Annotated in this window: 25 protein-coding genes; 15 read left to right on the plus strand and 10 right to left on the minus strand. The window is 74.0% G+C overall.

Annotated features, from left to right (window positions below):
- Positions 1 to 92: 92 nt before the first annotated feature.
- From IEX99_RS14365 to IEX99_RS14375, 3 genes are all read right to left on the minus strand, one after another.
- Positions 93 to 428 (minus strand): cupin domain-containing protein, encoded by a 336-nt coding sequence (locus IEX99_RS14365; RefSeq protein ID WP_188901458.1) that lies wholly within the window; start codon positions 426 to 428, stop codon positions 93 to 95.
- A gap of 13 nt (positions 429 to 441) precedes the next feature.
- Positions 442 to 1,308: a TauD/TfdA dioxygenase family protein gene (locus tag IEX99_RS14370; protein ID WP_188901459.1), complete on the minus strand. Its 867-nt coding sequence runs from the start codon at positions 1,306 to 1,308 to the stop codon at positions 442 to 444.
- A 145-nt stretch (positions 1,309 to 1,453) separates the two neighbouring features.
- On the minus strand, positions 1,454 to 1,849 hold the full coding sequence (locus IEX99_RS14375) for a RidA family protein (protein WP_188901461.1): 396 nt from the start codon (positions 1,847 to 1,849) through the stop codon (positions 1,454 to 1,456).
- A 122-nt stretch (positions 1,850 to 1,971) separates the two neighbouring features.
- Here IEX99_RS14375 and IEX99_RS14380 point away from each other — a divergent pair, with 122 nt between their 5' ends.
- The 3 genes from IEX99_RS14380 to IEX99_RS14390 are packed head-to-tail and all read left to right on the plus strand — an operon-like array spanning position 1,972 to position 5,574.
- Positions 1,972 to 3,732, plus strand: a complete 1,761-nt coding sequence (locus IEX99_RS14380; protein WP_188901464.1) for a M28 family peptidase — start codon at positions 1,972 to 1,974, stop codon at positions 3,730 to 3,732.
- Between the two features lie 16 nt (positions 3,733 to 3,748).
- A complete protein-coding gene (locus IEX99_RS14385) occupies positions 3,749 to 5,239 on the plus strand; it encodes a M81 family metallopeptidase (RefSeq protein WP_188901465.1) in 1,491 nt (496 codons plus the stop codon).
- A 29-nt stretch (positions 5,240 to 5,268) separates the two neighbouring features.
- On the plus strand, positions 5,269 to 5,574 hold the full coding sequence (locus IEX99_RS14390; protein ID WP_188901467.1) for a DUF1330 domain-containing protein: 306 nt from the start codon (positions 5,269 to 5,271) through the stop codon (positions 5,572 to 5,574).
- A 9-nt stretch (positions 5,575 to 5,583) separates the two neighbouring features.
- Here IEX99_RS14390 and IEX99_RS14395 read toward each other — a convergent pair whose 3' ends face one another.
- Together IEX99_RS14395 and IEX99_RS14400 are read right to left on the minus strand one after the other, a co-directional pair.
- Positions 5,584 to 6,762, minus strand: a complete 1,179-nt coding sequence (locus tag IEX99_RS14395; RefSeq protein WP_188901469.1) for a vWA domain-containing protein — start codon at positions 6,760 to 6,762, stop codon at positions 5,584 to 5,586.
- A gap of 13 nt (positions 6,763 to 6,775) precedes the next feature.
- Complete coding sequence (locus IEX99_RS14400) at positions 6,776 to 7,624, minus strand: AAA family ATPase (RefSeq protein ID WP_188901471.1); 849 nt, start codon at positions 7,622 to 7,624, stop codon at positions 6,776 to 6,778.
- A gap of 161 nt (positions 7,625 to 7,785) precedes the next feature.
- On the opposite strand from IEX99_RS14400, the gene IEX99_RS14405 reads away from it, so the two are divergent.
- The 3 genes from IEX99_RS14405 to IEX99_RS14415 are packed head-to-tail and all read left to right on the plus strand — an operon-like array spanning position 7,786 to position 10,043.
- The gene (locus IEX99_RS14405; protein ID WP_188901473.1) at positions 7,786 to 8,313 is read left to right on the plus strand and encodes a thiamine pyrophosphate-binding protein; all 528 of its coding nucleotides are present in this window, start codon (positions 7,786 to 7,788) and stop codon (positions 8,311 to 8,313) included.
- A 17-nt stretch (positions 8,314 to 8,330) separates the two neighbouring features.
- A complete protein-coding gene (locus IEX99_RS14410) occupies positions 8,331 to 8,924 on the plus strand; it encodes a thiamine pyrophosphate-dependent enzyme (RefSeq protein WP_188901475.1) in 594 nt (197 codons plus the stop codon).
- Positions 8,925 to 8,981: 57 nt separating this feature from the next.
- On the plus strand, positions 8,982 to 10,043 hold the full coding sequence (locus IEX99_RS14415) for a ketopantoate reductase family protein (RefSeq protein WP_188901477.1): 1,062 nt from the start codon (positions 8,982 to 8,984) through the stop codon (positions 10,041 to 10,043).
- Positions 10,044 to 10,058: 15 nt separating this feature from the next.
- Here the strand turns inward: IEX99_RS14415 and IEX99_RS14420 are convergent, their stop codons facing one another.
- Positions 10,059 to 10,433: a response regulator transcription factor gene (locus tag IEX99_RS14420; RefSeq protein WP_188901479.1), complete on the minus strand. Its 375-nt coding sequence runs from the start codon at positions 10,431 to 10,433 to the stop codon at positions 10,059 to 10,061.
- A 195-nt stretch (positions 10,434 to 10,628) separates the two neighbouring features.
- On the opposite strand from IEX99_RS14420, the gene IEX99_RS14425 reads away from it, so the two are divergent.
- The 4 genes from IEX99_RS14425 to IEX99_RS14440 all read left to right on the plus strand — a co-directional run bounded on the left by IEX99_RS14425 (position 10,629) and on the right by IEX99_RS14440 (position 14,990).
- Positions 10,629 to 11,858: an acyl-CoA dehydrogenase family protein gene (locus tag IEX99_RS14425; protein WP_188901481.1), complete on the plus strand. Its 1,230-nt coding sequence runs from the start codon at positions 10,629 to 10,631 to the stop codon at positions 11,856 to 11,858.
- Complete coding sequence (locus IEX99_RS14430; RefSeq protein WP_229678045.1) at positions 11,855 to 12,658, plus strand: SDR family NAD(P)-dependent oxidoreductase; 804 nt, start codon at positions 11,855 to 11,857, stop codon at positions 12,656 to 12,658. Before IEX99_RS14425 ends, IEX99_RS14430 begins: the two co-directional genes overlap by 4 nt.
- Positions 12,659 to 12,665: 7 nt before the next feature.
- The gene (locus tag IEX99_RS14435; protein WP_188901483.1) at positions 12,666 to 13,745 is read left to right on the plus strand and encodes a phosphotransferase family protein; all 1,080 of its coding nucleotides are present in this window, start codon (positions 12,666 to 12,668) and stop codon (positions 13,743 to 13,745) included.
- Positions 13,746 to 13,823: 78 nt separating this feature from the next.
- Entirely contained in the window at positions 13,824 to 14,990 is a 1,167-nt protein-coding gene (locus IEX99_RS14440; RefSeq protein WP_188901485.1) for an acyl-CoA dehydrogenase family protein, read from the plus strand.
- A gap of 20 nt (positions 14,991 to 15,010) precedes the next feature.
- Here the strand turns inward: IEX99_RS14440 and IEX99_RS14445 are convergent, their stop codons facing one another.
- The gene (locus tag IEX99_RS14445) at positions 15,011 to 15,484 is read right to left on the minus strand and encodes an MmcB family DNA repair protein (RefSeq protein WP_188901487.1); all 474 of its coding nucleotides are present in this window, start codon (positions 15,482 to 15,484) and stop codon (positions 15,011 to 15,013) included.
- A gap of 77 nt (positions 15,485 to 15,561) precedes the next feature.
- On the opposite strand from IEX99_RS14445, the gene IEX99_RS14450 reads away from it, so the two are divergent.
- Positions 15,562 to 15,978: an Rrf2 family transcriptional regulator gene (locus IEX99_RS14450; RefSeq protein ID WP_188901489.1), complete on the plus strand. Its 417-nt coding sequence runs from the start codon at positions 15,562 to 15,564 to the stop codon at positions 15,976 to 15,978.
- 28 nt (positions 15,979 to 16,006) lie between these two features.
- Here the strand turns inward: IEX99_RS14450 and IEX99_RS14455 are convergent, their stop codons facing one another.
- From IEX99_RS14455 to IEX99_RS14465, 3 genes are all read right to left on the minus strand, one after another.
- Positions 16,007 to 16,678, minus strand: a complete 672-nt coding sequence (locus IEX99_RS14455; RefSeq protein ID WP_188901491.1) for an SDR family NAD(P)-dependent oxidoreductase — start codon at positions 16,676 to 16,678, stop codon at positions 16,007 to 16,009.
- Positions 16,679 to 16,764: 86 nt separating this feature from the next.
- Positions 16,765 to 17,790, minus strand: coding sequence for an alpha/beta fold hydrolase (locus tag IEX99_RS14460; protein WP_188901493.1), 1,026 nt, complete (start codon positions 17,788 to 17,790; stop codon positions 16,765 to 16,767).
- Positions 17,787 to 18,596: an ABC transporter ATP-binding protein gene (locus IEX99_RS14465; protein ID WP_188901758.1), complete on the minus strand. Its 810-nt coding sequence runs from the start codon at positions 18,594 to 18,596 to the stop codon at positions 17,787 to 17,789. The genes IEX99_RS14460 and IEX99_RS14465 overlap by 4 nt, the downstream gene beginning before the upstream one ends.
- A gap of 126 nt (positions 18,597 to 18,722) precedes the next feature.
- Between IEX99_RS14465 and IEX99_RS14470 the strand changes: the two genes are divergently transcribed.
- The 4 genes from IEX99_RS14470 (at position 18,723) to yddG (ending at position 24,205) form a co-directional block, all read left to right on the plus strand.
- Positions 18,723 to 18,956 carry a zinc-finger domain-containing protein gene (locus IEX99_RS14470; protein WP_188901495.1) on the plus strand — a complete coding sequence of 78 codons (234 nt, stop codon included), beginning with the start codon at positions 18,723 to 18,725 and terminating at the stop codon, positions 18,954 to 18,956.
- An 82-nt stretch (positions 18,957 to 19,038) separates the two neighbouring features.
- Entirely contained in the window at positions 19,039 to 21,831 is a 2,793-nt protein-coding gene (polA, locus tag IEX99_RS14475; protein ID WP_229678055.1) for a DNA polymerase I, read from the plus strand.
- A gap of 298 nt (positions 21,832 to 22,129) precedes the next feature.
- Complete coding sequence (locus tag IEX99_RS14480) at positions 22,130 to 23,272, plus strand: S1C family serine protease (protein ID WP_188901497.1); 1,143 nt, start codon at positions 22,130 to 22,132, stop codon at positions 23,270 to 23,272.
- A 54-nt stretch (positions 23,273 to 23,326) separates the two neighbouring features.
- Positions 23,327 to 24,205 (plus strand): aromatic amino acid exporter YddG, encoded by an 879-nt coding sequence (gene yddG / locus IEX99_RS14485; RefSeq protein ID WP_188901762.1) that lies wholly within the window; start codon positions 23,327 to 23,329, stop codon positions 24,203 to 24,205.
- Positions 24,206 to 24,228: the final 23 nt, after the last annotated feature.

Below are 24,228 nucleotides of genomic sequence, written 5' to 3' on the forward strand. Positions count from 1 at the left end.
TCCTCAGCGAAGACAGCGAATCACCATCACAGCCAAGCCGGAATCCCCCACGAGCCAGACTCAGGTGCCGTGCGTATCAGGCGGGGCGTGGCTCAGGCGCCGCCCACCCCGCGGAAGTCGTAGTCGCCGACGCCCTGCAGGATCAGGAAGCGGCAGCGGCCGCCGTTCAGGCCCTGCACGTGGTGCGCCGTCCTCGGCGGCACCGCGAGGCTCTCGCCGACCTGCAGCACGCGCTCCGCGCGCGGTGCGCGGGTCTCGACGACCATCGGCCCCTCGAGGCAGAAGAAGACGTCGGTGACCTCCGAGTGGTAGTGCCAGGGCACGCACTGCCCGGGCGCGAGCGTCAGGATGCTCGCCCGCATGTCCTTGCCTTCCATCACCACCTCCCGCTTCTCGAGCGGGTAGGCGCCGCGGACGATGTCGCGCATGGGGGCGCCTCCTCTACGCCGGCCGGTCGCCGGCGATCTGCACGCGGCGCATGTGGCGGCGGAAGTTCGGCGTGTCGTTGACCGCGAGGTGCTTCGCGCTCCGGTTGTCCCAGAACGCGACCGAGCCCTTGCGCCAGCGGAAGCGGCAGGTGAATTCGGGACGGTGGCCGTGCTCCATGAGGAAGTCGAGCAGGGGCCTGCTCTCCGCCTCGGTCATGCCCTCGAAGCCGATGCAGTAGGAGTGGTTGACGAAAAGGCACTTCCGCCCGGTTTCGGGGTGGGTGCGCACGACGGGGTGGAGGTTGACCGTCTCGCGCCACTCCGCGTCCTCGCGCACCTTGGTCGAGCGGTGGGCGTTCAGGCCCGCCTGCGGCCCCGCGACCTTGCGGTCGGAGTGGACGGCGCGGAGCCCCGCGATCAGGCGCTTCATGCCGTCGGACAGGGCATCGTAGGCGGCGTACTGGTTGGCGAAGAGCGTGTCGCCCCCATAGGGAGGGACCTCGATGGCGTAGAGGATCGCGGCCATCGGCGGCTCCGCGACCATGGTCGTGTCGGCGTGCCATTCCTCGCCCACGATGCGCTTGTCGCCGGGCTCGCGGCGGATCTCGACGATCTCCGGATCGGGGCCGGTGCCCTTGAAGTTGGGGTGGACGAAGATCGGGCCGAAACGGCGGGCGAGCGCCTTCTGCTGCTCCGCGTCGAGCCGCTGGTCGTGGAAGAACACGACGCAGTGGTCGAGCAGCGCGCGGCGGATCGCGGCGACGGTCGCGTCGTCGAGGTCGGCGGCGAGGTCGATGCCGTGGATCTCGGCCCCGCAGGCGCCCGCGAGGGGCCGGACGTCGAGGGCGGCACTGTCGTGCAAGGCGGCGGCTGCGCTCATGCTCACACCTCTTCGACTTGGAGTGTTCGACCTGGAGCGCCCCCGGCTGGCGTGTCAGGTCGCAGGGGCGCCGGTTCCTCCCGCAGGACGAGCCTAGGCTCCGCCGCGGCGGCCGGTCAAATCCGGACGGCGGCGCGGCGCTGCGCTAGGGCAGCACGGCGATCGCGCTGATCTCGATCAGCGCGTCGGGCGACGTCATCTTCGTCACCTCGACCATCGTCGAGGCCGGCGGCACGCCGGTGAAGTAGGCGCGCCGCACCTCGTGGATGCGGTCGAAGTGCTCCATGTTGCGGACGTAGACGTCCACGCGGCAGATGTCGTCGAGCGTGCCGCCCGCGGCCTCCACCGCCGCCTTCAGGTTCTCGCAGACCTGGCGCGTCTGCGCCGCGATGTCGCCGATGCCGACGAGCCTGCCGTCCGGCCCCTTCGCCAGCATCCCGGAGATGAACAGCAGGCGCCCGCGCGCCTCCGTGATCGTCGCCTGCGAGAAGTGTCCACTCGGCCGCGGGAGCCGCTCGGACGTGACCTGGCGCTTCGGCATGGCGTTCCTCCCTCCTGCGGCGACTGTGCCGCCGGCGGGCGCGGCGGGGAAGGGGCTTCGCGCGCGGCCCCGCCCGGGCGTATGCTCGCCGCGCCGCGCCCCCTCGGGAGAGGACCCGCCGCATGTCCCAGCAGAGCATCGTCCAGGCCCTCTCCGTCGCGCGCGTGCGCGCCGACGTCGAGCGGATCACGACGGAGATCCCCTCCCGTCTCGCCGGCTCCGAGAACGGCCGGCGCATGGCGGAGTACAGCCGGGACGCGCTGCGCGCGGCGGGCGTGCCGGCCGAGGTGCAGGAGACGCCCGGCCTCGTCAGCTTCCCCGGCAAGGGCGAGCTGCAGGTCCTCGCGCCGCGCGCGATCGCGATCGAGGCGAACACGCTCGGCCACAGCCTGCCGACCCTGCCGGAGGGCGTGAGCGGCGAGCTGATGGACGTCGCCTCCGGCGCCTTCGAGGAATACGAGGGACGCGACGCGACCGGGAAGATCACGCTCTCCGAGCTCTCCTACCACCCGGCGCGGCACGAGAAGCAGCGCATCGCCGCGCTGATGGGCTCGACCGGCTGCGTGATGATGAACTGGGGCCATGCGGAGAACACCGCCGTGCCCTTCGGCTCGGTCAAGCCCGCCTGGGGCAACCCGACGCCCGAGGCGCTGCGCGACGAGATGCCGACCCTGCCCTGCATCGGCATCGCGCGCACCGCGGGCCTCGCGCTGCGCGAGATGCTCAAGGCCGGGCCGGTGCGCGTGCGCATGCGCGCCCATGTCGAGAACGGCTGGCGGCCGGTGCAGATCACGGTGGGCGAGATCCGCGCGCCGCGGGGCGAGGACTTCGTCGTCGTCGGCGGCCACCAGGACTCCTGGCCGGGCCCGCAGGCCACCGACAACGCCGCGGGCAACGCCGTCATCATGGAGCTCGCGCGGGTGTTCGCGCAGCACCGCGACAAGCTGCGGCGCGGCCTGGTGTTCGGCTTCTGGACCGCGCACGAGACCGGCACGATGGTCGGCTCCTCCTGGTACGTGGACCGCAACTGGGACCGGCTGCGGCGCCACGCGGTGGCCTACCTGCAGATCGACCAGCCCGGCTGCGTCGGCACCTCGCGCTGGGGCACGAACTCCAACGTCGAGCTGCGGCGCTTCCACCAGGCGGTGGAGGCGCAGGTGCTCGGCGGCATGCCGAATTCCTGGCGGCGCGCGGTGAAGACCGGCGATTCCTCCTTCTTCGGGCTCGGCGTGCCGATGCTCGCGGGCAACACGGGCTACACCGAGGCGGAGCTGAAGGCGACGGCGCTCGCGACCCTCGGCTGGTGGCACCATTCGCTCGAGAACACGATGGACAAGCTCGACTGGTCGCTGATGGGGGTGCACCTGCGGGTGTATGGCGCATGGCTGTGGGAGCTGTGCACGGCGCCGGTGCTGCCCTTCGAGTTCGTCTCCGTCGCCGACCAGTTCATCGAGCGGCTCGGCGCGCTCGCGGGCGCAGGCGCCTCCGTCGGCCTCGCCGGCGCGCTGGAGCGGGCGCGGGAGTTCCGCGCCGCGGCGCAGCGGCTGGACGCGGCGGCGGAGCAGTGGCGGGCGCGCTACGCGGCCGGCGGGGTGGCGGACGAGGCGCCGGCGGAGACGCTCAACGCGTGCCTCAAGCGCCTCTCGCGGATGCTGGTGCCGCTGGCGAGCACGGCGAAGGGGACCTACGGCCACGATCCGTACGGGTACACGCCGCAGGGCTCCATGATCCCCTCGCTCTACGACGTGCCGAAGCTGCCGAAGCTGGAGGGCGAGGCGCGCTGGGTGCTGGAGACGAAGCTGGTGCGCGAGCGCAACCGCGTGGCCGACGCGCTGGACGACGCGCGGACGCTGATCGACGACACGCTGCGGCGGCTCGGCTGAGGGGAGGGCGGGCACCGTGGCGCGCATCGCGGTCGGCGGGTTCCACCACGAGACCAACTGCTTCGTCGAGCCGAGGACCGACTTCGCCTACTTCGCCAGCCACCGCGACCGCCCGCCGCTGGTGCGCGGCGAGGAGGTGATCCGCTGGCTCTCCGACACCAGCTTCGCCCTCTCGGGCTTCCTCGGGGCGATGGGCGGCGCGCACGAGTTCGTGCCGCTGGTCTGGACCAGCGGCGGCGCCGGCGGCCTCGTCACGCGCGACGCCTTCGAGCGCATCGCGGGCGAGATGGTCGGGCGGCTCTCCGCGGCGATGCCGGTGGACGCGGTCTATCTCGACCTGCACGGCGCGATGGTGACGGAGGAGTTCGAGGACGGCGAGGGCGAGCTGCTGCGCCGGGTGCGCGCCGCCGTCGGACCGGCGGTGCCGGTCGCGATCAGCCTCGACTACCACGCCAACGTCACGCCGCAGATGGTGCAGGCGACGGACGCGCTGCTCGGCTACCTGACCTACCCGCACGTGGACCGCATCGAGACCGGCGAGCGGGCCGCGCGGGCGGTGGAGCTCCTTCTCCGCCGCGGCCGCCCGCCGGGCCGCGCGCTGCGCAAGACGCCGTTCCTGATCCCGCTCAACGACCAGTGCACGCTGGTCGAGCCGTCGCGGAGCATCGTCGCGCGGTCGGCGGCGGCGGAGGGGGAGCTGGTGAACCTCTCCTACCTCGCCGGCTTCCCGCCCTCCGACCTGTTCTGGTGCGGACCCGCGGTGGTCGCGCACGGCTGGAGCCAGGAGGCGGCGGACCGCGCGGCGGACGCGCTGCTGCGCGAGATCGTGATGCAGGAGCCGAACTTCGCCGTCGAGATGGTCTCGCCGGAGGAGGGCGTGGCGCGCGCGATGGCGATCGCGCGCGACGCGACCCGGCCGGTGGTGATCGCCGACACGCAGGACAACCCGGGCTGCGGCGGCAACGCCGACACCACGGGCCTGCTGCGCGCGCTGGTGGAGGCGGGCGCGGAGGGCGCCGTGCTCGGTTTCCTCTGCGACGCCGAGGCCGCCCGCGCCGCGCATGCGGCGGGTGAGGGCGCGGAGCTGCGGATCGCGCTCGGCGGCCGGACGGGACCCGAGGGCGTGACGCCCTTCGAGGCGCGCTTCCGCGTCGCGCGCCTCGGCAGCGGCAGGTTCCGCACCACCGGCGTCGTCTCCGGCGGGCGGGAGGCGGATGTCGGGCCGATGGCGCTGCTGACCGTGGGCGGCGTCTCCGTCGCGGTCACCAGCAAGCGGCTGCAGGCGCTCGACCAGGCGCCGTTCCGCCATCTCGGCGTGGAGCCGGCGCGGCAGCGCATCCTCGCCCTCAAGAGCACCTGCCATTTCCGGGGCGAGTTCGAGCCGATCGCCGAGGCGGTGATCGTCGTGCTCGCGCCGGGCTATTACGGCGCGGACCCGGCGAAATATCCCTACCGGCGGCTGCGCCCCGGCGTGCGGCTGCGGCCGCTCGGGCCGGACCGCGTGTAGGGAAACGCCGCGCGAGGAAGGAGGACACCGTGCCGAAGGGCTACATCTTCGCCGAGATCGAGGTCACCGACCCGGCGACCTACGAGCAGTACAGGCCGCTCGCCGCGGCGGCGATCGCGGCGCATGGCGGACGCTACCTGGTGCGTGGCGGCGAGCCGCGGGCGCTGGAGGGCGACCGTTCGCCGAAGCGCGTCGTTGTGCTGGAATTCGACAGCCCCGAGCAGGCGGAGGCGTTCTACCGCTCCCCCCAGTACCAGGAGGCGCTGGCCATCCGCCAGCGGTCCTCCAAGGGCCATCTCTACCTGCTGACCGGCGCGGCCTCGCCCTCCGGCTGAGCGGCGGTCCTACCGGACCAGCTCGCGCGCCATGTCGTCGAGGCCGCGCAGCGTCAGCGGGAACATGCGCCCTTCCATGATCTCGCCCACCATGCCGATCGAGCGCGTGTGCCCCCAGAAGTCCTGCGGCACCGGGTTCAGCCAGGCGGAGCGGCGGAAGTGGCCGGTCAGCCGCTCCAGCCAGGCGCGCCCGGATTCCTCGTTCCAGTGCTCGACGCTGCCGCCGACCTGGGTGATCTCGTAGGGGCTCATCGAGGCGTCGCCGACGATGACGAGCTTGTAGTCCGGCCCGTAGGTGCGCAGCACCTCCGCGGTCGGCACCGTCTCGTCGCGGCGGCGGCGGTTGCTCCGCCAAAGCCGCTCGTAGGGGCAGTTGTGGAAGTAGAAGTGGACCAGGTGCTTGAACTCCGACCGCGCGGCGGAGAACAGCTCGCTCGAGATCCGCACGTGGTCGTCCATGGAACCGCCGATGTCGAGCAGCAGCAGCACCTTCACCGCGTTGCGCCGCTCCGGCACCAGGCGGAGGTCGAGCGTGCCGGCGTTGTGCGCGGTGGAGCGGATGGTGCCCGGCATGTCGAGCTCGGTCGCCGCTCCCTCGCGCGCGAAGCGGCGCAGGCGGCGCAGCGCGATCTTCATGTTCCGGGTGCCGATCTCGACGTCGTCGTCGAGGTCGCGGAACTCGCGCCTGTCCCACACCTTCACCGCGCGGCGGTGGCGCGACCCGTCCTGGCCGATGCGCACGCCCTCGGGGTTGTAGCCGTAGGCGCCGAAGGGCGAGGTGCCGCCGGTGCCGATCCACTTCGAGCCGCCCTGGTGGCGGCCCTCCTGCTCGGCGAGGCGCCGGCGCAGCGTCTCCATCAGCGCCTCGAAGCCGCCCAAGGCCTCGATCCGCGCCATCTCCTCGGGCGTGAGGACCTTCTCGGCGACGAGGCGCAGCCACTCCTCCGGGATCTCCCCCTCGGGCGCGCCCGGCGGGCGTTCGAGGCCCCGGAACACCTCGCCGAAGATGCGGTCGAAGCGGTCGAGGTGGCGCTCGTCCTTCACCAGCGCCGCGCGGCTCAGGTAGTAGAAGTCGTCGAGGTCGTAGGCGGCGACCCGCGCCTTCATCGCGCCGAGCAGCGTCAGGTACTCGGTCAGCGAGACCGGCAGGCCCGCCTGGCGCAGCGCGAGGATGAAGGTCGCGAACACCGACGCCGGGCCGTCAGGCGCCGGCGCGGCGCGAGAGGAAGGCGAGCCGCTCGAACAGGTGCACGTCCTGCTCGTTCTTCAGCAGCGCGCCGTAGAGCGGCGGGATGATCAGCTTGCCCTCCTTCGCGCGCAGCGCCTCGGGCGGCAGGTCCTCGACCATCAGCAGCTTGAGCCAGTCGAGCAGCTCCGAGGTCGCCGGCTTCTTCTTGAGGCCGGGCACCTCGCGGATCTGGAAGAAGACGTTCAGCGCCTCCCGCACCAGGTCCTTGCGCAGGTCGGGGTAGTGGGCCTGGACGATGCGCTCCATCGTCTCGCGGTCGGGGAAGCGGATGTAGTGGAAGAAGCAGCGGCGCAGGAAGGCGTCCGGCAGCTCCTTCTCGTTGTTCGAGGTGATGATGACGATGGGGCGCCGCTTCGCGACGACCGTCTGCCGCGTCTCGTACACGTGGAACTGCATGCGGTCGAGCTCGAGCAGCAGGTCGTTCGGGAACTCGATGTCGGCCTTGTCCACCTCGTCGATCAGCACCACCACAGGATCGGGCGATTCGAAGGCCTCCCACAGCTTGCCGCGGACGATGTAGTTGGCGATGTCGTGCACCCGCGGGTCGCCGAGCTGGCCGTCGCGCAGGCGCGCGACCGCGTCGTACTCGTAGAGGCCGTGCTGCGCCTTGGTGGTGGACTTGATGTGCCAGTCGATCAGCCGGTAGCCGAGCGACCGCGCGACCTCGTGCGCGAGCACGGTCTTGCCGGTGCCGGGCTCGCCCTTGACGAGCAGCGGGCGCTGCAGCGCGATGGCGGCGTTCACCGCCACCTCGAGGTCGCGCGAGGCGATGTAGCGTTCGGTGCTCCTGAAGGCGGCCACCCGGCGACTCCCTGCTGTGCGACGGCGCGGGCAGTTTCGGCCGGGCGCCGCGGGCAGGCAAGGGGGCGGGCCGGACCGCAGGGCCGGGGCGCCGGAGGGGCCATTGCGGGCGCGCCGCGGCGGCGGCACATTGCGCGCCCTCCCGGAGGTGGGGCTTGGAGATGGCGGACGCGACGACGAGGAGCTGGCACGGGATCGTGCTCGACGTGCTGAGGCGGAACGAGGTGCGGCTCGTCACCTACGTCCCCGACAACGTGCTGCGGCCGCTGATCGAGGGCGCGCACGCCGACCCGTTCTTCACCGCCTTCCCGACGGCGCGGGAGGAGGAGGCGGCCGGCATCGTCTGCGGCGCCTGGATGGCCGGGATGCGCGGCATCGTGCTGATGCAGACGAGCGGCTTCGCGACCCTGCCGAACGTGCTCGCCTCGCTCGCCTGCGCCTGCCAGATCCCGCTGCTGATGATGGTCTCGGAGCGCGGCACGCTCGGCGAGTTCAACCTCGGCCAGGCGCTGGTGTGCCGGACGATGCGCCCCGTGCTCGACGCCCTCGGCGTCGAGCACCACACCATCACGCGGCTCGACGAGGCGGAGTTCATCGTGGACCGCACGATCCGCCAGGCGGTCGGGACGCAGGCGCCGGCCTGCCTGATCCTCTCGCCGCTGCTGACCGGCGGCAAGGTGGCGTCTTGAGCGGGGAGGGGACGCGGATGCTCCGCAACACCAGGGTGATGAACCGCTTCGACCTGACGCGGCGCCTCGTGGCGAAGCTGAAGGACGAGGCGGTGGTCGGCGGGATCGGCTTCTCGAACTTCGATCTCTGGGCGAGCAGCGCGGGCCGGGCGGAGAACTTCTACATGCTCGGCAGCATGGGCCTCGCCGTGCCGATCGCGCTCGGCGTCGCCATCGCGCAGCCGCGGCGCAAGGTGTTCGCGCTGGAGGGCGACGGCTCGCTGCTGATGCAGCTCGGCTGCCTCGCAACGGTGGCGGCGCGGGCGCCGAGGAACCTCGCCATCGTCGTCTGGGACAACGGCGTGTACGCCATCACCGGCGGCCAGGCGACGCCGGCGGCGCAGGCGGGAACCGACATCGTCGCCGTCGCGCGCGGCGCCGGCATCGCGCAGAGCGCCTGGGCGAGCGACGAGGCGGAATTCGAGGCCCTGGCCGAGCAGGCGCTCGCCGGCGACGGGCCCTGGCTGATCGCGGCGCGCATCGACGCCGAGCGGCCGGCGAAGCAGACGCCGCGCGACCCGGTGCTGCACCGCCAGCGCTTCATGCAGGGCATGGGCGTGCGCGAGGGCTGAGCTTGCGCGCCCCCCGCGCCGCGCTACTGTCGCGCGACGCGGGGGAGGAGGCGACGCATGCGGCCCAGGATCGCGGTGATCGGCGCCGGCGCCATCGGCGGCTATGTCGGCGGGCACCTCGCCCGCGCCGGCCACGACGTGACGCTGATCGACCCCTGGCCCGAGCACGTCGAGGCGATCCGCGCCCGCGGGCTCGAGATCTCCGGCATGACGGCGGAGGAGCACTGCGTGGTGCGGGTGCCGGCGATGCACCTCACCGAGGTGCAGTCCATCGCCAGGCAGCGCCCGGTGGACATCGCCCTGGTCGCGGTCAAGTCCTACGACACGGTCTGGGCGACGGCGATGATCGCCCAGTACCTGTCGGAGGGCGGCTACGTCGTCTCCCTGCAGAACTGCATCAACGAGGAGCGCATCGCCGGCGTCGTCGGCTGGGGCCGCACGGTCGGCATGATCGCCGCCACGATCTCGGCGGAGCTGGTCGAGGCCGGGCGGATCGTGCGCACCGGGCCGCGCGGCGGCACGGACGGCCACGCGGTGTTCCGCGTCGGCGAGGTGCACGGGCGCATCACGCCGCGCGTCCGGGCGCTCGGCGAGATGGTCGCCTGCGTGGACACGGTGCACGTGACGACGAACCTCTGGGGCGAGCGCTGGTCCAAGCTCTGCGTCAACGGCATGCGCAACGGCGTCTCCGCCGCGACCGGCCTCAACGGCAACGAGCGCGACCGGCACGACGCGATCCGGCGCTTCACCATCCGCCTCGGCTCGGAGGCGGTGCGGATCGGCCAGGCGCTCGGCTACGCGCTGGAGGACATCGGCAACCTCAGGCCGGAGCTGCTCGCCCGCGCCGGGGAGGGGGACGCCGCGGCGCTGGAGGAGGTCGAGGCGCTCATCCTCGCCAAGAGCAACGCGGCGGCGCGCAGCGACATGCAGCGGCCCTCCATGGCGCAGGACATGGCGAAGGGGCGGCGCACCGAGATCGACTTCATCAACGGCACCATCGCCGCCGAGGGCGCGCGCATCGGGATCAGGGCGCCGGCCAACGAGGCGATCACGCGCGTGGTGAAGCAGGTCGAGCGGGGCGAGATCCCGGCCCGGCCGGAGAACGTCGCCTCCCTCTGAGGCGCCGCGCCGGCCTCAGGCCAGGGGCCGCGCGCCGCCGTCGGCCAGCGCGCGCACGGCGCCGAGCAGCGCCTCGGGCGCGACCGGACGGACGAGGAACCGGTCGAGCCGGCCGAGCACGCGGCCGCGGAGCGCCGCCGGCCCCTCGCCGGTCAGCACGACGGGCAGGCCGGGCCAGCGGCCGCGCAGCCGGCGCACCAGCTCGAACCCGTCCATGCCCGGGCCGAGGCCGATGGCGGTGACCAGCACCCGGGGCGGCCGCTGCTCGTGCGCGACGGCGAGCGCGTCCTCGCCGCTGCCCACCGCGGCGGTGCGCAGGCGCGCGGCGCGCAGCGCCTCGGCCAGCGGGGCGCGGAGGGCCGCGTCGGGCTCGACCAGCAGCACGTCCATCGGCGCCATTCCCGTGCGGGCGGCGCGGCCGGCGGGGCCGCGACCATCCGGAATGCGCGGCGGCGCACAAGGTTCCCGCGCCGCCGGCCCGCGCGGGGCGCCGCGGCTTGACGCGCAAATCCCCCCGTCCCTACGGTGCGCCGCGAACGCCCGAGGCCCGGCTCCAGCGGGCGCGGGGAGCATGGGAGGGAAGGCGTGGATTTCGCCTATTCCGAGAAGGTCGAGGCGCTGCGCGCGCGGCTGCTCGCCTTCATGGACGAGCACATCTACCCGAACGAGCCGGTCTACCACGCCCAGCAGGCGGCGATGGCCGACCGCTGGCAGCCGGTGCCGATCCTCGAGGAGCTGAAGCCGAAGGCGCGCGCGGCGGGGCTGTGGAACCTGTTCCTGCCGCATTCGGAGCGCGGCGCCGGCCTCACCAACCTCGAATACGCCCCGCTCGCCGAGATCATGGGCCGCGTGCACTGGGCGAGCGAGGTGTTCAACTGCTCGGCGCCCGACACCGGCAACATGGAGACGATCGAGCGCTACGGCACCGAGGAGCAGAAGCGCCAGTGGCTCGATCCGCTGCTCGCCGGCGAGATCCGCTCCTGCTTCGCGATGACGGAGCCCGACGTCGCGTCCTCCGACGCGACGAACATCCAGACGCGCATCGTGCGCGACGGCGACCACTACGTGATCAACGGGCGGAAGTGGTTCTCCTCCGGCGCCGGCGATCCGCGCTGCAAGATCTTCATCGTCATGGGCAAGACCGATCCGGACAACCCGGACCGGCACCGCCAGCAGTCCATGATCCTGGTGCCGCGCGACACGCCGGGGCTGACGATCAAGCGCATGCTGCCGGTCTTCGGCTTCGACGACGCGCCGCACGGCCATGCGGAGGTGGTCTTCGAGAACGTGCGCGTGCCGGCCTCGAACATCCTGCTCGGCGAGGGGCGGGGCTTCGAGATCGCCCAGGGCCGCCTCGGCCCCGGGCGCATCCACCACTGCATGCGCGCGATCGGCATGGCCGAGCGGGCGCTGGAGAAGATGTGCCGCCGCGCGCTGGAGCGGAAGCCCTTCGGCCGCCCGCTCGCCGACCAGGGCGTGACGCGCGAGCGCATCGCGCAGGCGCGCATCCTGATCGACCAGGCGCGGCTGCTCGTGCTGCACGCCGCCTGGCGGATGGACACCGTCGGCAACAAGGTGGCGCGGCGGGAGATCGCGGAGATCAAGGTCGCCGTGCCGGCCATGGCCTGCCAGGTCGTGGACTGGGCGATCCAGGCGCATGGCGGCGGCGGCGTGACCGACGACTTCGGCCTCGCGCAGATGTACAAGTACGCGCGCACGCTGCGCATCGTGGACGGCCCGGACGAGGTGCACCGCGACCAGCTCGCGCGGCTCGAGATCAACCAGTACCGCCCGCCGAGGAACACGCCCGCATGACGACGCGAAGCCTGGAAGGCACCCTGTTCGACCTCGCCGGCAAGGTCGCCGTCGTCACCGGCGGCTCCAAGGGCATCGGCCGCGCCATCTGCGAGCGCCTCGCGCAGCACGGCGCGAGGGTCGTCGTCTCCTCGCGCAAGCTCGATGCGTGCGAGCAGGTGGCGGAGGGGATCCGCGCGCGCGGCGGCGAGGCGGTGGCGCAGGCCTGCCACATCGGCCGCAAGGAGGACCTGCAGGCGCTGGTGGACCGGACCACCGAGCGCTGGGGCCGGATCGACGTCCTGGTCTGCAACGCCGCGGTCAACCCCTACTACGGCCCCTCCCTCGGCATCCCGGACGAGGCCTTCGACCGCATCATGGCCTCGAACATCAAGAGCAACCTCTGGCTCTGCAACATGGCGTTCCCGGGGATGGCGGAGCGCGGCGGCGGGTCGGCGATCATCGTCTCCTCGATCGGCGGCTTCCGCGGTTCGGTCATGCTCGGCGCCTACGCGATCTCCAAGGCCGCCGACATGCAGCTCGCGCGCAACCTCGCCTGCGAATGGGGGCCGAAGGGCATCCGGGTGAACTGCATCGCGCCGGGCCTGGTGCGCACCGACTTCGCCCGCGCGCTGTGGGAGAACCCGGAGAACGCGCGCAAGCGCATCCGCGAGACGCCGCTGCTCCGCCTCGGCGAGCCGGACGACATCGCCGGCGCCGCGGTGTTCCTCGCCGCGCCGGCGAGCGCCTTCATGACCGGACAGACCATCGTGGTGGATGGCGGCGTGCTTGCCGGGCAGCCGGCGGCCGCCGACGCCTGAGGCGGGCATGGGCGGGACCGCGCCCACCGGGGGCGTTCCCGCGCTGGTCCCGGTGCTGCCGAACCACCGCTTCGACGAGGCGGCGCTGACGCGCTACCTCGCCGGGCGGCTGCCGGGCTTCGGGGGCGGCGCGCCGGTGACGGTGCGGCAGTTCCAGGGCGGGCAGTCGAACCCGACCTTCCACGTGCAGACCGAGGCCGGCGCCTACGTGCTGCGCAAGAAGCCGCCCGGGAAGCTGCTGCCGAGCGCGCACGCGGTGGAGCGCGAGTACCGCGTCCTCAGCGCCCTGCAGGGCAGCGCGGTGCCGGTGCCGCGCACGCGGCTGCTCTGCGAGGACCCCTCCGTCATCGGCACGCCGTTCTTCCTGATGGACCACGTGCCGGGCCGCGTCTTCGCCGACCGCGTGATGCAGCCCGCCGAGCCCGCGGAGCGGGCGGCGGTGTACGAGGACATGGCGCGCGTGCTCGCCGCCCTGCACCGCGTGGACTGGCGCGCCGCGGGGCTCGAGGGCTTCGGCCGGCCGGAACGCTACATGGCGCGCCAGGTGGATCGCTGGACGCGGCAGTGGGAGGCCTCGAAGGTCGAGGAGATGCCGGCGATGGACCGCCTCATCGCCTGGCTGCCCGCCCACCTGCCGGAGGACGACGAGGCGGCGATCGCGCACGGCGACTTCCGCCTCGGCAACCTGATCCTGCACCCGGAGGAGCCGCGCATCGTCGCGGTGCTCGACTGGGAGCTCTGCACCATCGGCCATCCGCTGGCCGATCTCGGCTACACCTGCCTCACCTACCACATCCCGCCGGGGCCGGACGGCATCGCCGGCACCTGGGGCGCGGACCTCGCCGGCACCGGCATCCCGACGGAGCGCGAGTTCGTCGCCCGCTACTGCGCCCATGCCGGCCGGGCGGTGCCGGAGAGGATCGACGCCTTCGTCGTCTTCTCGATGTTCCGCCTCGCCGCGATCGTCGCCGGCGTGTGGCGGCGCGCGCTGGACGGCAACGCCGCGGACCCGAGCGCGATCGGCTACCGCGACCGCTACCGCGGCCTCGCCGAGCGCGCCTGGGAGATCGCGCAGGCGATGGCATGAGGAGGGGGAGGACGCGCATGGCCCTCCCCCGGCGCGCCGCGCGGACCACGCATCTCTGACCGGAACGGGACCCGCCGCATGGACTTCGCCCTCACCCCCGAGCAGGAGGCCGTGCGCGACGCCGTCGCGCGCATCTGCGCCGGATTCGGCGACGACTACTGGCTCGCGCGCGACCGCGAGGGCGGATTCCCGGCGGAGTTCCACCAGGCGCTGGCGAAGGACGGCTGGCTCGGCATCTGCATGCCGGAGAGGTACGGCGGCGCGGGCCTCGGCGTGACCGAGGCGGCGATCATGATGCAGACCATCGCCCAGTCGGGCGCCGGGATGAGCGGCGCCTCCGCCGTGCACATGAACATCTTCGGCCTGATGCCGGTCGTCGTGTTCGGCAGCGACGAGCAGAAGGCCCGCATGCTCCCGCCGCTGATCGCGGGGCGGGAGCGCGCCTGCTTCGCGGTGACCGAGCCGAACACCGGCCTCGACACCACGCGCCTCAGGACGCGCGCCGAACGGCGCGGCGACCGCTACGTGGTGCACGGGCAGAAGGTGTGGATCAGCACCGCGCAGGTGGCGGAGAAGGTGCTGCTGCTCGCCCGCACCACGCCGGCCGAGCAGGTGCGCAGGCGCACCGAGGGGCTCTCGCTCTTCTACACCACGCTCGACCGCAGCCGCGTCGAGGTGCGCGAGATCGAGAAGATGGGCCGCAAGGCCGTGGACTCGAACCAGGTGTTCTTCGACGGCCTCGAGGTCCCCGTCGAGGACCGCATCGGCGAGGAGGGCCGCGGCTTCGAGTACATCCTGCACGGCCTCAACCCCGAGCGCATCCTGGTCGCGGCGGAGGCGGTGGGCCTCGGCCTCGTCGCGCTCGACCGCGCGGCGAAGTACGCGAGGGAGCGCGTCGTCTTCGGCCGCCCGATCGGCCAGAACCAGGCGATCCAGCACCCGCTCGCCGAGTGCTGGATGGAGCTGGAGGCGGCGCGGCTGATGACGCTGCAGGCCGCCTGGCGCTACGACCGCGGCCTGCCCTGCGGCCCGCAGGCCAACGCCGCGAAGTACCTGGCCGCCGAGGCCGGCTTCAAGGCCTGCCAGCAGGCGGTGATGACCCACGGCGGCTTCGGCTACGCCAAGGAGTACCACGTCGAGCGCTACCTGCGCGAGGCGATGATCCCGCGCATCGCGCCGGTCAGCCCGCAGCTCGTCCTCTGCTTCATCGCCGAGAGGGTGCTCGGCCTGCCGAAGTCCTACTGAGCGCCGGGGCGGGGAGCGGATCACTCCACCCGCAGCGCTGCGCGCAGCTCCGCGACGCCGAGCGGGTCCTCCGCCGCCGCGAGCCGGGCCGCGGCGAGCGCGGCGAAGCGGTGCAGCAGCGCGCGCCGGCGCGCCGGGGCGAGGGGGTGCGCGGGCGCGTCGCGGATCAGCGCCGCCTCCGCCGCCTCGGCGACCACCAGCCCCACGTCCTCGGGCAGCAGCTCCTGCGGGAAGTCGAGGTCCACGGCGAAGAACAGCCGGTCGCAGTACTCGCGGTATTCCGGCCACTTCGCGTCGGCGAGGAAGTCGCGCGCCCCGGACTTCACCTCGATCACCGCGAAGCCGCCGTCGGGCAGCAGGGCGAGGATGTCGGCGCGGCGGCCGTTGGGGAGGGGCACCTCCGTCACCGGTGCCCAGCCCCGGCGCAGGCAGAAGCGGGTGGCGGCGCGGCAGACGAGGGCGGTGCGCGCGGCGGGGGCGGGGGCGATGCTCATGGCGCAGGTTCGCCCTTCGTTCGCGCATCGGTCAAGGGCGGGAGGGAACCGGCGCGCCCATCGCACGTGAAAGCATCATGGTTGCCACGCGCTTCGCGGTCGCGGTGCACATCCTGCTGCTGCTCGCCATCGAGCAGTCCGGCCAGGCGACCAGCGCGCGGATCGCGGCGAGCGTGAACACCAACCCGGTGGTGATCCGCCGCATCGCCGGCCGGCTCGCCCGGGCCGGCCTGATCCGGGTGCGCCGCGGCCCCGGCGGGGCCGAGCTGGCCAGGCCGCCGGAGAGCATCACCCTCGGCGAGGTCTGGCGCGCCATCCACCCGGCGGATACCCCGCTCCTCTCGATGCACCGGCCCAATCCCGAGGACCCGATCGGGCGGCGCGTCCCCGACATGATCGGGCCGGCCTTCCGCGCCGCCGAGCGGGCGCTGACCGACAGCCTGTCGAGCACCACCCTCGCCTCGCTGCTCGCGAGGGCGGAGGCGCCCCATTGACGTCGCCGCTCCCGGTTCGGCGCCGGCGCTAGAAGGTCTCGGTCCAGGGCCGGAGCTCGATCTCCCAGCTCCAGGCGCTGCGCGGCTGGCGGACCAGATGCAGCGCCGTCGCCGCGATCGCGTCCGGGTCGAGCAGCGTGTCCCGGCCGGCATCGGGCCGGCCCGCGCCGCGGATGCCGCCGTCGATGACGATGTGCACGACGTGCACGCCCTGCGGGTGCAGCTCGCGCGCCAGCGACTGCGCCAGGCCGCGCAGCGCGAACTTCCCCATCGCGAAGGGCGCGGAGCGGGGATAGCCCTTCACGCTCGCGCTGGCGCCGGTGAGCAGGATCGCCCCGCGCCCGCGCGCGAGCATCCGCCGCGCCGCCTGCTGCGCGACGAGGAAGCCGCCGAAGGCGCAGACCTCGAGCGCGCGCCGCACCTCCGCGGGATCGAGCTCCGTGACCGGCCCGCGCACCCGGTAGGAGGGGTTGTACACCACCACCTCCGCGGCCTCGCCCGCGGCGGCGAACAGCGCGGCCACCTGCGCCGGGTCGGCGGCATCGCAGGCATGGGCCGTGGCGCCGGTCTCGGCGCAGAGGGCGGCGAGCTTCGCCGTGTCGCGCGCGGCGAGCCGCACCGCGTAGCCCTCGCGGGCGAGCAGCCGCGCGAGCGAGCCCGAATAGCCCTCGCCGGCCCCGACGATCAGCGCCTCCGCCATCTCCGCCTCCCCTTACCGAACGCGAGCGGGCAAGCCCCGGGCGCGCCGGCCTGCGCCGGCGGCGCGCCGATGCGAGAGACGTTCCTTCACGCCGCCTCGCCGATCCAGCCCTGCGCGGCCTCGTCGGCGCCGGAGGGCAGCGGCGCCGTCGGGTCCTCGATCCAGGCGAGGATGTCGCGCACCACCGCCGGCCCGTTGCGGTCGCGCAGGAGCTGGTGGTGGCCCTCCGCGTAGTAGCCGACGCGCGCCCGCGCGCTCGCCGGCAGCGAGCGCAGCACGCGGCGCGTCGGCCCGGCCGGCACGAGCTGGTCGCGGGCGCCGTAGAGCAGCAGCGTCGGCGGGTGGCGCGGCGAGGCGGTGCCGAAGCGCGGCGCCGCGGCCACCGCCTCGTCCATCAGGTCCACCAGGCCCTTGGCGGCGTCCACGCGCGTCTCGCGGATGATCAGCGGGTCGCGCGACCAGCGCTGCAGCCGCTCGATGTTGTCGGTCGGCGTGATGCCGCCCACGGTGTTGCGGAAGGCGACGAGCGGGATGGTCCGGGCCGCCGCGTCCAGGATCCAGCGCACCAGCGCCGGCATGGTGCTGCGCCCCCAGACCGCCGGGGCGAGCAGCACGTAGCCGTCCACCGGCGGCGGCTCCGCGGAGGCGGCGGCGACCATGATCACCGAGGCGCCCATGCTCTCGCCGAGCAGGACCAGCGGCACGCCGGGATGGCGCGCGCGGATCAGGCGCGCCGCGGTGGCGGCGTCGTGGGCAAGGGTCTCGGCGCCGGCCCAGATCCCCCGGTGCGGCGCCTGGCCGAAGCCACGCTGGTCGTAGGCATAGACCGCGACGCCCGCGGCGGTGAACAGCGGCGCCGGGTCCTCGGCGAAGCTGCGGGCGTACTCGTTGAACCCGTGCAGGGCGAGGATCACCGCGCGCGGCGGGCGGCCGCCCGGCGGCAGCCATCTGTGCAGCGGCAGGCGGGCGCCGTCGGCCATCACCAGCGCGTCCCCGGCGAGGCTCGGCTCGCCGACCGGCGGGCCCATCGGGATCATGCGCGGCGTGCAGGCTGCCGTGGCGGTCGCCGCCGCGCCGGCCAGGGCGGCCCGGAGGAGCCGGCGGCGCCTCATGCCGCCTCCGGGCGCGCCGCGTGCGCCGGCGCCCCCTCGTCGGCCGCGCGGCCCTCGCGCACCAGGCGGAGGAAGCTCACGTTCAGGTCGGCCCCGCGCGTGGACACGTCGAGGATGGGCAGCCCCGCGGCGCGGATCGCGTCGAGGATCGCCTCCCCGCGCGTCTCGCCCGTCCGGTAGCGGACGGTCAGCCGCCGCGGCGGCTCGAGCGCGGCGTCGAGGCCGGCGAGCGCGGCGGGCACGGCGGCGAGGTCGCGGTCGAGGGCGACGGTCAGCGCCTTGTCGTCGACCCGCGCGATGAGGTTGGCCGTGGTGTCGTGCGCGACCAAGCGCCCGTTGCCGATGATCGCGATCCGGTCGCAGAGCGTCTCCGCCTCCTCGAGGTAGTGGGTCGTGAGCACGATGGTGGTGCCCCGCGCGTTGAGGCCGCGGATCATGCGCCGGAGCTGCTCGCGCAGCTCGACGTCCACGCCGGCCGTGGGCTCGTCGAGCACCAGGACGGGCGGGTCGTGCACCATCGCCTTCGCCACCATCAGGCGCCGGCGCACCCCGATCGGGTCCGTGGCGAGGTCCACGCCCCAGACGGTGGCAACGCCGGCCGTCTTCGCGACCAGGCCCGCGAGGATGCCGATCAGCGTGGACTTCCCCGCCCCGTTCGGCCCGAGCAGGCCGAAGAAGGCGCCGGTCGGGATCGCGAGGTCGATGCCGCGCAGCGCTTCCTTCGCCGGCGCCGGGCCGCGGGCGGCATAGGTCTTCCGCAGCCCGGCGATCTCGACGGCGAGGGTGGGGCGCTGCTGCAGGCTCATGCGGCTCACGCGATCGTGCGCTGCATACGATTAGGGCAAAGGGCCGGGCTGGTCCACCGCCACGCGCCTGTTATGGTGCGCGAAGTTCCTGTGCATTCCCTTGCGCGGCGGAGACGAGAGACACGGATGCGCGACGAGAGACAGACCGGGTACGCACCGAAGCCCGTCGAGGGCGTCACGCCGGTGCAGCGCATCGAGGTGACGGGCCGGAGCGTCCCCTGCGACGGCCGGATCGGGATGGACGGCCTCGGCCATCCCCGCGTCTGGCTCCGCATCGCGGAGCGGGAGGTCACCTGTCCCTACTGCTCGATCACCTACGTCCTCAAGGACGGCGCGGGTGACGACGACGGACACCACTGACGCCGAATCCGGCCGCGCGCCGGAGGCCGGGCGCCCGCGCGGACCCGTGGCCGAGGGCGCGACCGCGGCCGCGGCCGAGGCGGTGCCGGTCACGCCGCCGGGGCAGAAGCACCTCATCCTGGTGGACGGCTCGGGCTACATCTTCCGCGCCTTCCACGCGCTGCCGCCGATGACGCGCCCGGACGGGACGCAGGTGAACGCCGTCTACGGCTTCGTCCAGATGATGGTGAAGTTCCTCTCGGAGCACCGCGGCAGCCACATCGCCGTCGTCTTCGACGCCTCGCGCCAGACCTTCCGCAACGACATCTACCCGGACTACAAGGCCCACCGGCCCGAGCCGCCGCCGGAACTGGTGCCCCAGTTCGCCCTGATCCGCGAGGCCGCCGACGCGCTCGGCGTGGCCAAGATCGAGCGGCCCGGCTTCGAGGCCGACGACATGATCGCCGCCTACGCCAGGGCCTTCGTCGCCGAGGGCGGGCGGGTGACCATCGTCTCCTCCGACAAGGACCTGATGCAGCTCGTCAGGCCCGGCGTCGAGATGCTCGACCCGATCAAGCAGAAGCCGATCCGCGAGGCGGAGGTGATCGAGCGCTTCGGCGTGCCGCCGGAGAAGGTGGTGGACGTGCAGGCGCTGGCCGGCGACTCGACGGACAACGTGCCCGGCGTCCCAGGCATCGGCGTCAAGACCGCGGCCCAGCTCATCGCCGAGTACGGCAGCCTGGAGGCGCTGCTCGACAACGCGGAGAGGATCAGGCAGCCGAAGCGGCGCGAGGCGCTGCTCGCCAACCGCGAGCAGGCGCTGCTCTCGAAGCGCCTGGTGAAGCTCGACGCCGACGCGCCGCTGACCCTGCCGATCGAGGCGCTGGAGGCGCGCCCGCCGCCGCGCGCGGCGCTGGAGAGGTTCCTGCGCGAGAACGGCTTCCGCAGCATCCTCGCGCGCCTCGGCTTCGACGGGGCGGCCGGCGGCACGCCGGCGCGACCGGCGGAGGCCGCGCCGGCCCCGGCGCCCGCCCTGGACCAGCCCTACGGCCCCTACGAGACGGTGACGACGATCGAGGCGCTGCAGGCCTGGATCGCCGAGGCGAGGGCCGCCGGCGTCGTCGCCTTCGACACCGAGACCGCCGGGCTCGACGCGCTGAACGCGCCGCTCGTCGGCGTCTCGCTCGCCACCGCGTCGGGCCGCGCCTGCTACGTGCCGCTGCGCCACGGCCGCGCCCCGGCCGAGGGGACGGCCGACATGCTCGCGCCGCCGCCGCCCGCCCAGCTCGCGCCCGAGGCGGCGCTCGCGGCGCTGAAGCCGCTGCTCGAGGACCGCACCGTGCTCAAGGTGCTGCATCACGCGAAGTTCGACCTCGAGGTGATGCTGCGCGAGCCCACCGTGCCGATCGACGTCCGGCCGGTGGACGACACGATGATGATCTCCTACGCGATGGACGCCGGGCGCCACGGGCACGGGATGGACGAGCTGTCGCTGCGCCACCTCGGCCACCGCCCGATCCCCTACGACGAGGTGACGGGCACCGGCCGCGCGCGCCTCCCCTTCGCGATGGTGCCGCTCGACAAGGCCACCGCCTACTCGGCCGAGGACGCGGACGTGACGCTGCGCCTCTGGCTGCTGCTGCGGCCCCGGCTGCGGCCGGAGGGCGCGCTCGCGCTCTACGAGCAGGTCGAGCGGCGCATGATCCGCGTGCTGCGCGACATGGAGCTGATCGGCGTGCGCGTGGACGGCGCCGAGCTCGCGCGCATCGGCGAGGAGTTCACCGGCCGCTTGGCGGCGCTGGAGGCGGAGATCCACCGCCTCGCCGGCCGCCCCTTCGTCGTCGGCTCGCCCAAGCAGCTCGGCGAGGTCCTGTTCGAGGAGCTGAAGCTGCCCAGCGGCCGCAAGGGCAAGTCCGGCCAGTACTCGACCGACGTGACGGTGCTCGAGGAGCTGGCCGCGGTCACCGGCCACGAGCTCCCGCGCCGGGTGCTGGACTGGCGCCAGCTCGCCAAGCTGAAGTCCACCTACGTGGACGGGCTGCTCGCCGCGATCGACCCGCGCGACGGGCGCGTGCACACGAGCTTCTCGATGGCCGTGACCAGCACGGGGCGGCTTTCGAGCAACGAGCCGAACCTGCAGAACATCCCGGTCCGCACCGAGGAGGGCGCGCGCATCCGCCGCGCCTTCGTCGCCGATCCGGGCTTCGTGCTGGTGAGCGCCGACTACTCGCAGATCGAGCTCAGGCTGCTCGCCCATCTCGCCGAGGTGCCGACGCTGCGCGAGGCCTTCGCGCGCGGCGAAGACATCCACGCCCGCACCGCCTCGGAGATCTTCCGCATCCCGCCCGACAAGGTGGACCGGGAGGCGCGGCGGCGGGCGAAGACGATCAATTTCGGCATCATCTACGGCATGTCGGCCTTCGGCCTCGCCGCGCGGCTCGGCATCGCGCCGGGCGAGGCGCGGCAGATCATCGAGGCCTATTTCGCGCAGTATCCCGGCATCCGCGACACCATGGAGCGGCTGAAGGAGGACGCGCGCATCAACGGCTTCGTGCTGACGCCCTTCGGCCGCAAGCTCTGGATCCCCGAGATCAACCACAAGGACCCGGCGCGCCGCGCCGCAGCGGAGCGCGCGGCGATCAACGCCCCCTTCCAGGGCGGCGCGGCGGAGGTGATCAAGCGCGCCATGGTGCGCCTGCCGAAGGCGCTGAAGGACGCCGGGCTCGGGGCGCGCATGCTGCTGCAGGTGCACGACGAGCTGCTGTTCGAGGTGCCGGAGGCGGAGGTCGCGGCCACCGGCGCCGTGGTGCGGCGGGTGATGGAGGGGGTGGCGACGCTGCGCGTGCCGCTCGCCGTCGAGGTCGGCAGCGGGCGGAGCTGGGCCGAGGCGCATTGAGCGGCGGCGCGTACGGGGGCCGCTCGCATGTCCGGGGCGGCCGGCGTTCCCGCGGCCCGAGGCGGCGGCCGCCCGGCCGGGGCCGTCGCTGCGGCGCGACCGGAACGCGGTTCACGCAGATGTCGGGGGTGGGGCCAGGGGCGGCGGCCGCCTGCGCGACGCGACCCGCCTCCCGCCCGATGCCGCGTCGCGCTCTCCCGGCGGCCTGGCCCGCGATCGCCGCCGCATGGGCGTTGTTGGGCGGCTGCAACCGCCGTAATTTGCTGCGTCCGGGACGGACATACCCCATCCTCGCGCCATGACCCGCCGCCCGCTCCGCCTGCTCGCAGCCATCCTGGCGACGGTCGGCGTCGCGCTCGCCGGCGCCTGCGCGCCGGCGCCGGCCCACCTCGCCGGCCCGATCGCGCCGCCCGGCCTGCCGGTCGCCCCGGCCGCCTGCGACACCCGCTTCCGGATCGCCAACGCCTCGTCCGTCCCGATCGCGCAATTCTTCTTCAGCCACGCGAGCCAGCCCGACTGGGGGCCGGACCAGTTCCGGGCCCAGGGCCTGCCGCCCGGCCGCTCGGCGGTGTTCCGCGCCGCCCGCGCCGGCGAGTACGACTTCCGCGTGGTCATGGCCGACCGCCGCAGCGCCGAACTGCGCCGGGTGAACGTCTGCACCGTGCTGGAGATCACCGTCACCGACGCCGGGATGCGCGCGAGCCACGTCGGCGGCGGGGCCATCGCCCGCGCGCCCGGGACGCCGCCGGGCGGCGGCGTCCTCGTGGAAACCCCCATGCCGCGCGGCGTCGCGCCAGCCTATGTGCGCCGCTCCACCGGCACCGGCTTCGTCGTTGCCCACGGCGCGGTCGTGACCAACCTCCACGTCGTGGACAATTGCGGCCGCATCGTCGTCCGCGCCGCGGACGGGCGCGAGTTCGCGCCCGGCCAGCCCGTCCGCGCCGACGAGCGCCGCGACCTCGCCCTGCTCGCCGTGCCCGGCGAGGTCGGGCCGCCGCTCAGCTTCCGCTCCGGGCCGGTGCGCCGCGGCGAGGGGGTGGTGACCTACGGCTTCCCGCTCGCCGGCCTGCTCTCCTCCGGCCCGACCCTCACCACGGGCGAGGTCTCGGCGCTGACCGGCATCGGCGACAACGAGGCGCAGATCCAGATCAGCGCCCCGGTGCAGCCCGGCAGCTCCGGCGGGCCGCTGCTCGACCGGCAGGGCCAGGTGATCGGGATGGTGGTGGCCAAGCTGAACGCGGCGCGGGTCGCGGCGCGGCTCGGCGACATCCCGCAGAACGTGAACTTCGCGATCCGCCACGAGGAGGTGCTGGACTTCCTGCGCGAGGCCGGCATCCGCCCGGCGTTCGGCCCGCCGGGGGGCGTCCGTGGCGAGCGCAGCGCGGCGGAGGTGGGCGACATCGCCCATCCCTCCACCGTCTTCATCCGCTGCGAGCGGTGACCGGCCCCGGGCTCCGCGGGCCCCGGAAGAGGCCCTGATCGGAGGAGCCGCGGCATCTCTCCCTCCTTCCATGCCACGCTCGCCGGCTGCGGGGCGCTCGGCCTGTGGGCCTTCCTCGCCCTGCTCTCGCGCCGCGCCGGCGGGGTGCCGCCCCTGGCGCTGACCGCGCTCGGCTTCGCCGTTGGCGGGGCGCTCGGGCTTTGCGTGGTGATGGCGCGGCGGCGCGGCGGCCTGTCGCTCCTGCGCCAGCCCCTGCGGGCCTGGGCGCACGGGGTGGGCGGGCTGTTCGGCTATCACGCGCTCTACTTCGCCGCCCTGGCGCTGGCGCCGCCGGTCGAGGCGAACCTGGTCAACTACGCCTGGCCGCTGCTGGTGGTGCTGCTGTCGGCGCCGGTGCTGGGCATGCCGCTCGGGCCGCGGCGGCTCGCGGGGGTGGCGCTCGGCGCGCTGGGATGCGTGCTGCTGGTCGGGCCGGGCGTGGCGGGCGGCGAGGCGGGCACGGCGGCGCCGGCGCCCGCGCTCGGCTTCCTGTGCGCGGCGGGGGCGGCGCTGGTCTGGTCGCTCTACTCCGTGACCTCGCGGCGCCTGGCGGCGGTGCCGACCGAGGCGGTGGCCGGGTTCTGCCTCGCCACCGCGGCGCTCGCGGGGCTCGCGCATCTCGCCTTCGAAGCGCCGGTGCCGGCGCTCGGCGCCGGGCAGTGGCTGGCGGTGCTGCTGCTCGGCGCCGGGCCGGTGGGCGCGGCGTTCTTCCTCTGGGACATCGGCATGAAGCGCGGCGACCCGCGGCTGCTCGGCACCCTCGCCTACGCGACGCCGGTGGCCTCCACCCTGCTGCTGGTGGTGGCGGGGGAGGGAGCCTTCACCGGGCGCGTGGCGGCGGCGCTCGCGCTGGTGGCAGGCGGGGGGTGGCTGGCGGCCTCGGCGCGGCGATAGCCGGGTGGCGGCGTCCGCGGGCG

Source organism: Caldovatus sediminis (genome assembly GCF_014644455.1).
Classification (GTDB): Bacteria; Pseudomonadota; Alphaproteobacteria; order Acetobacterales; family Acetobacteraceae; genus Caldovatus; species Caldovatus sediminis.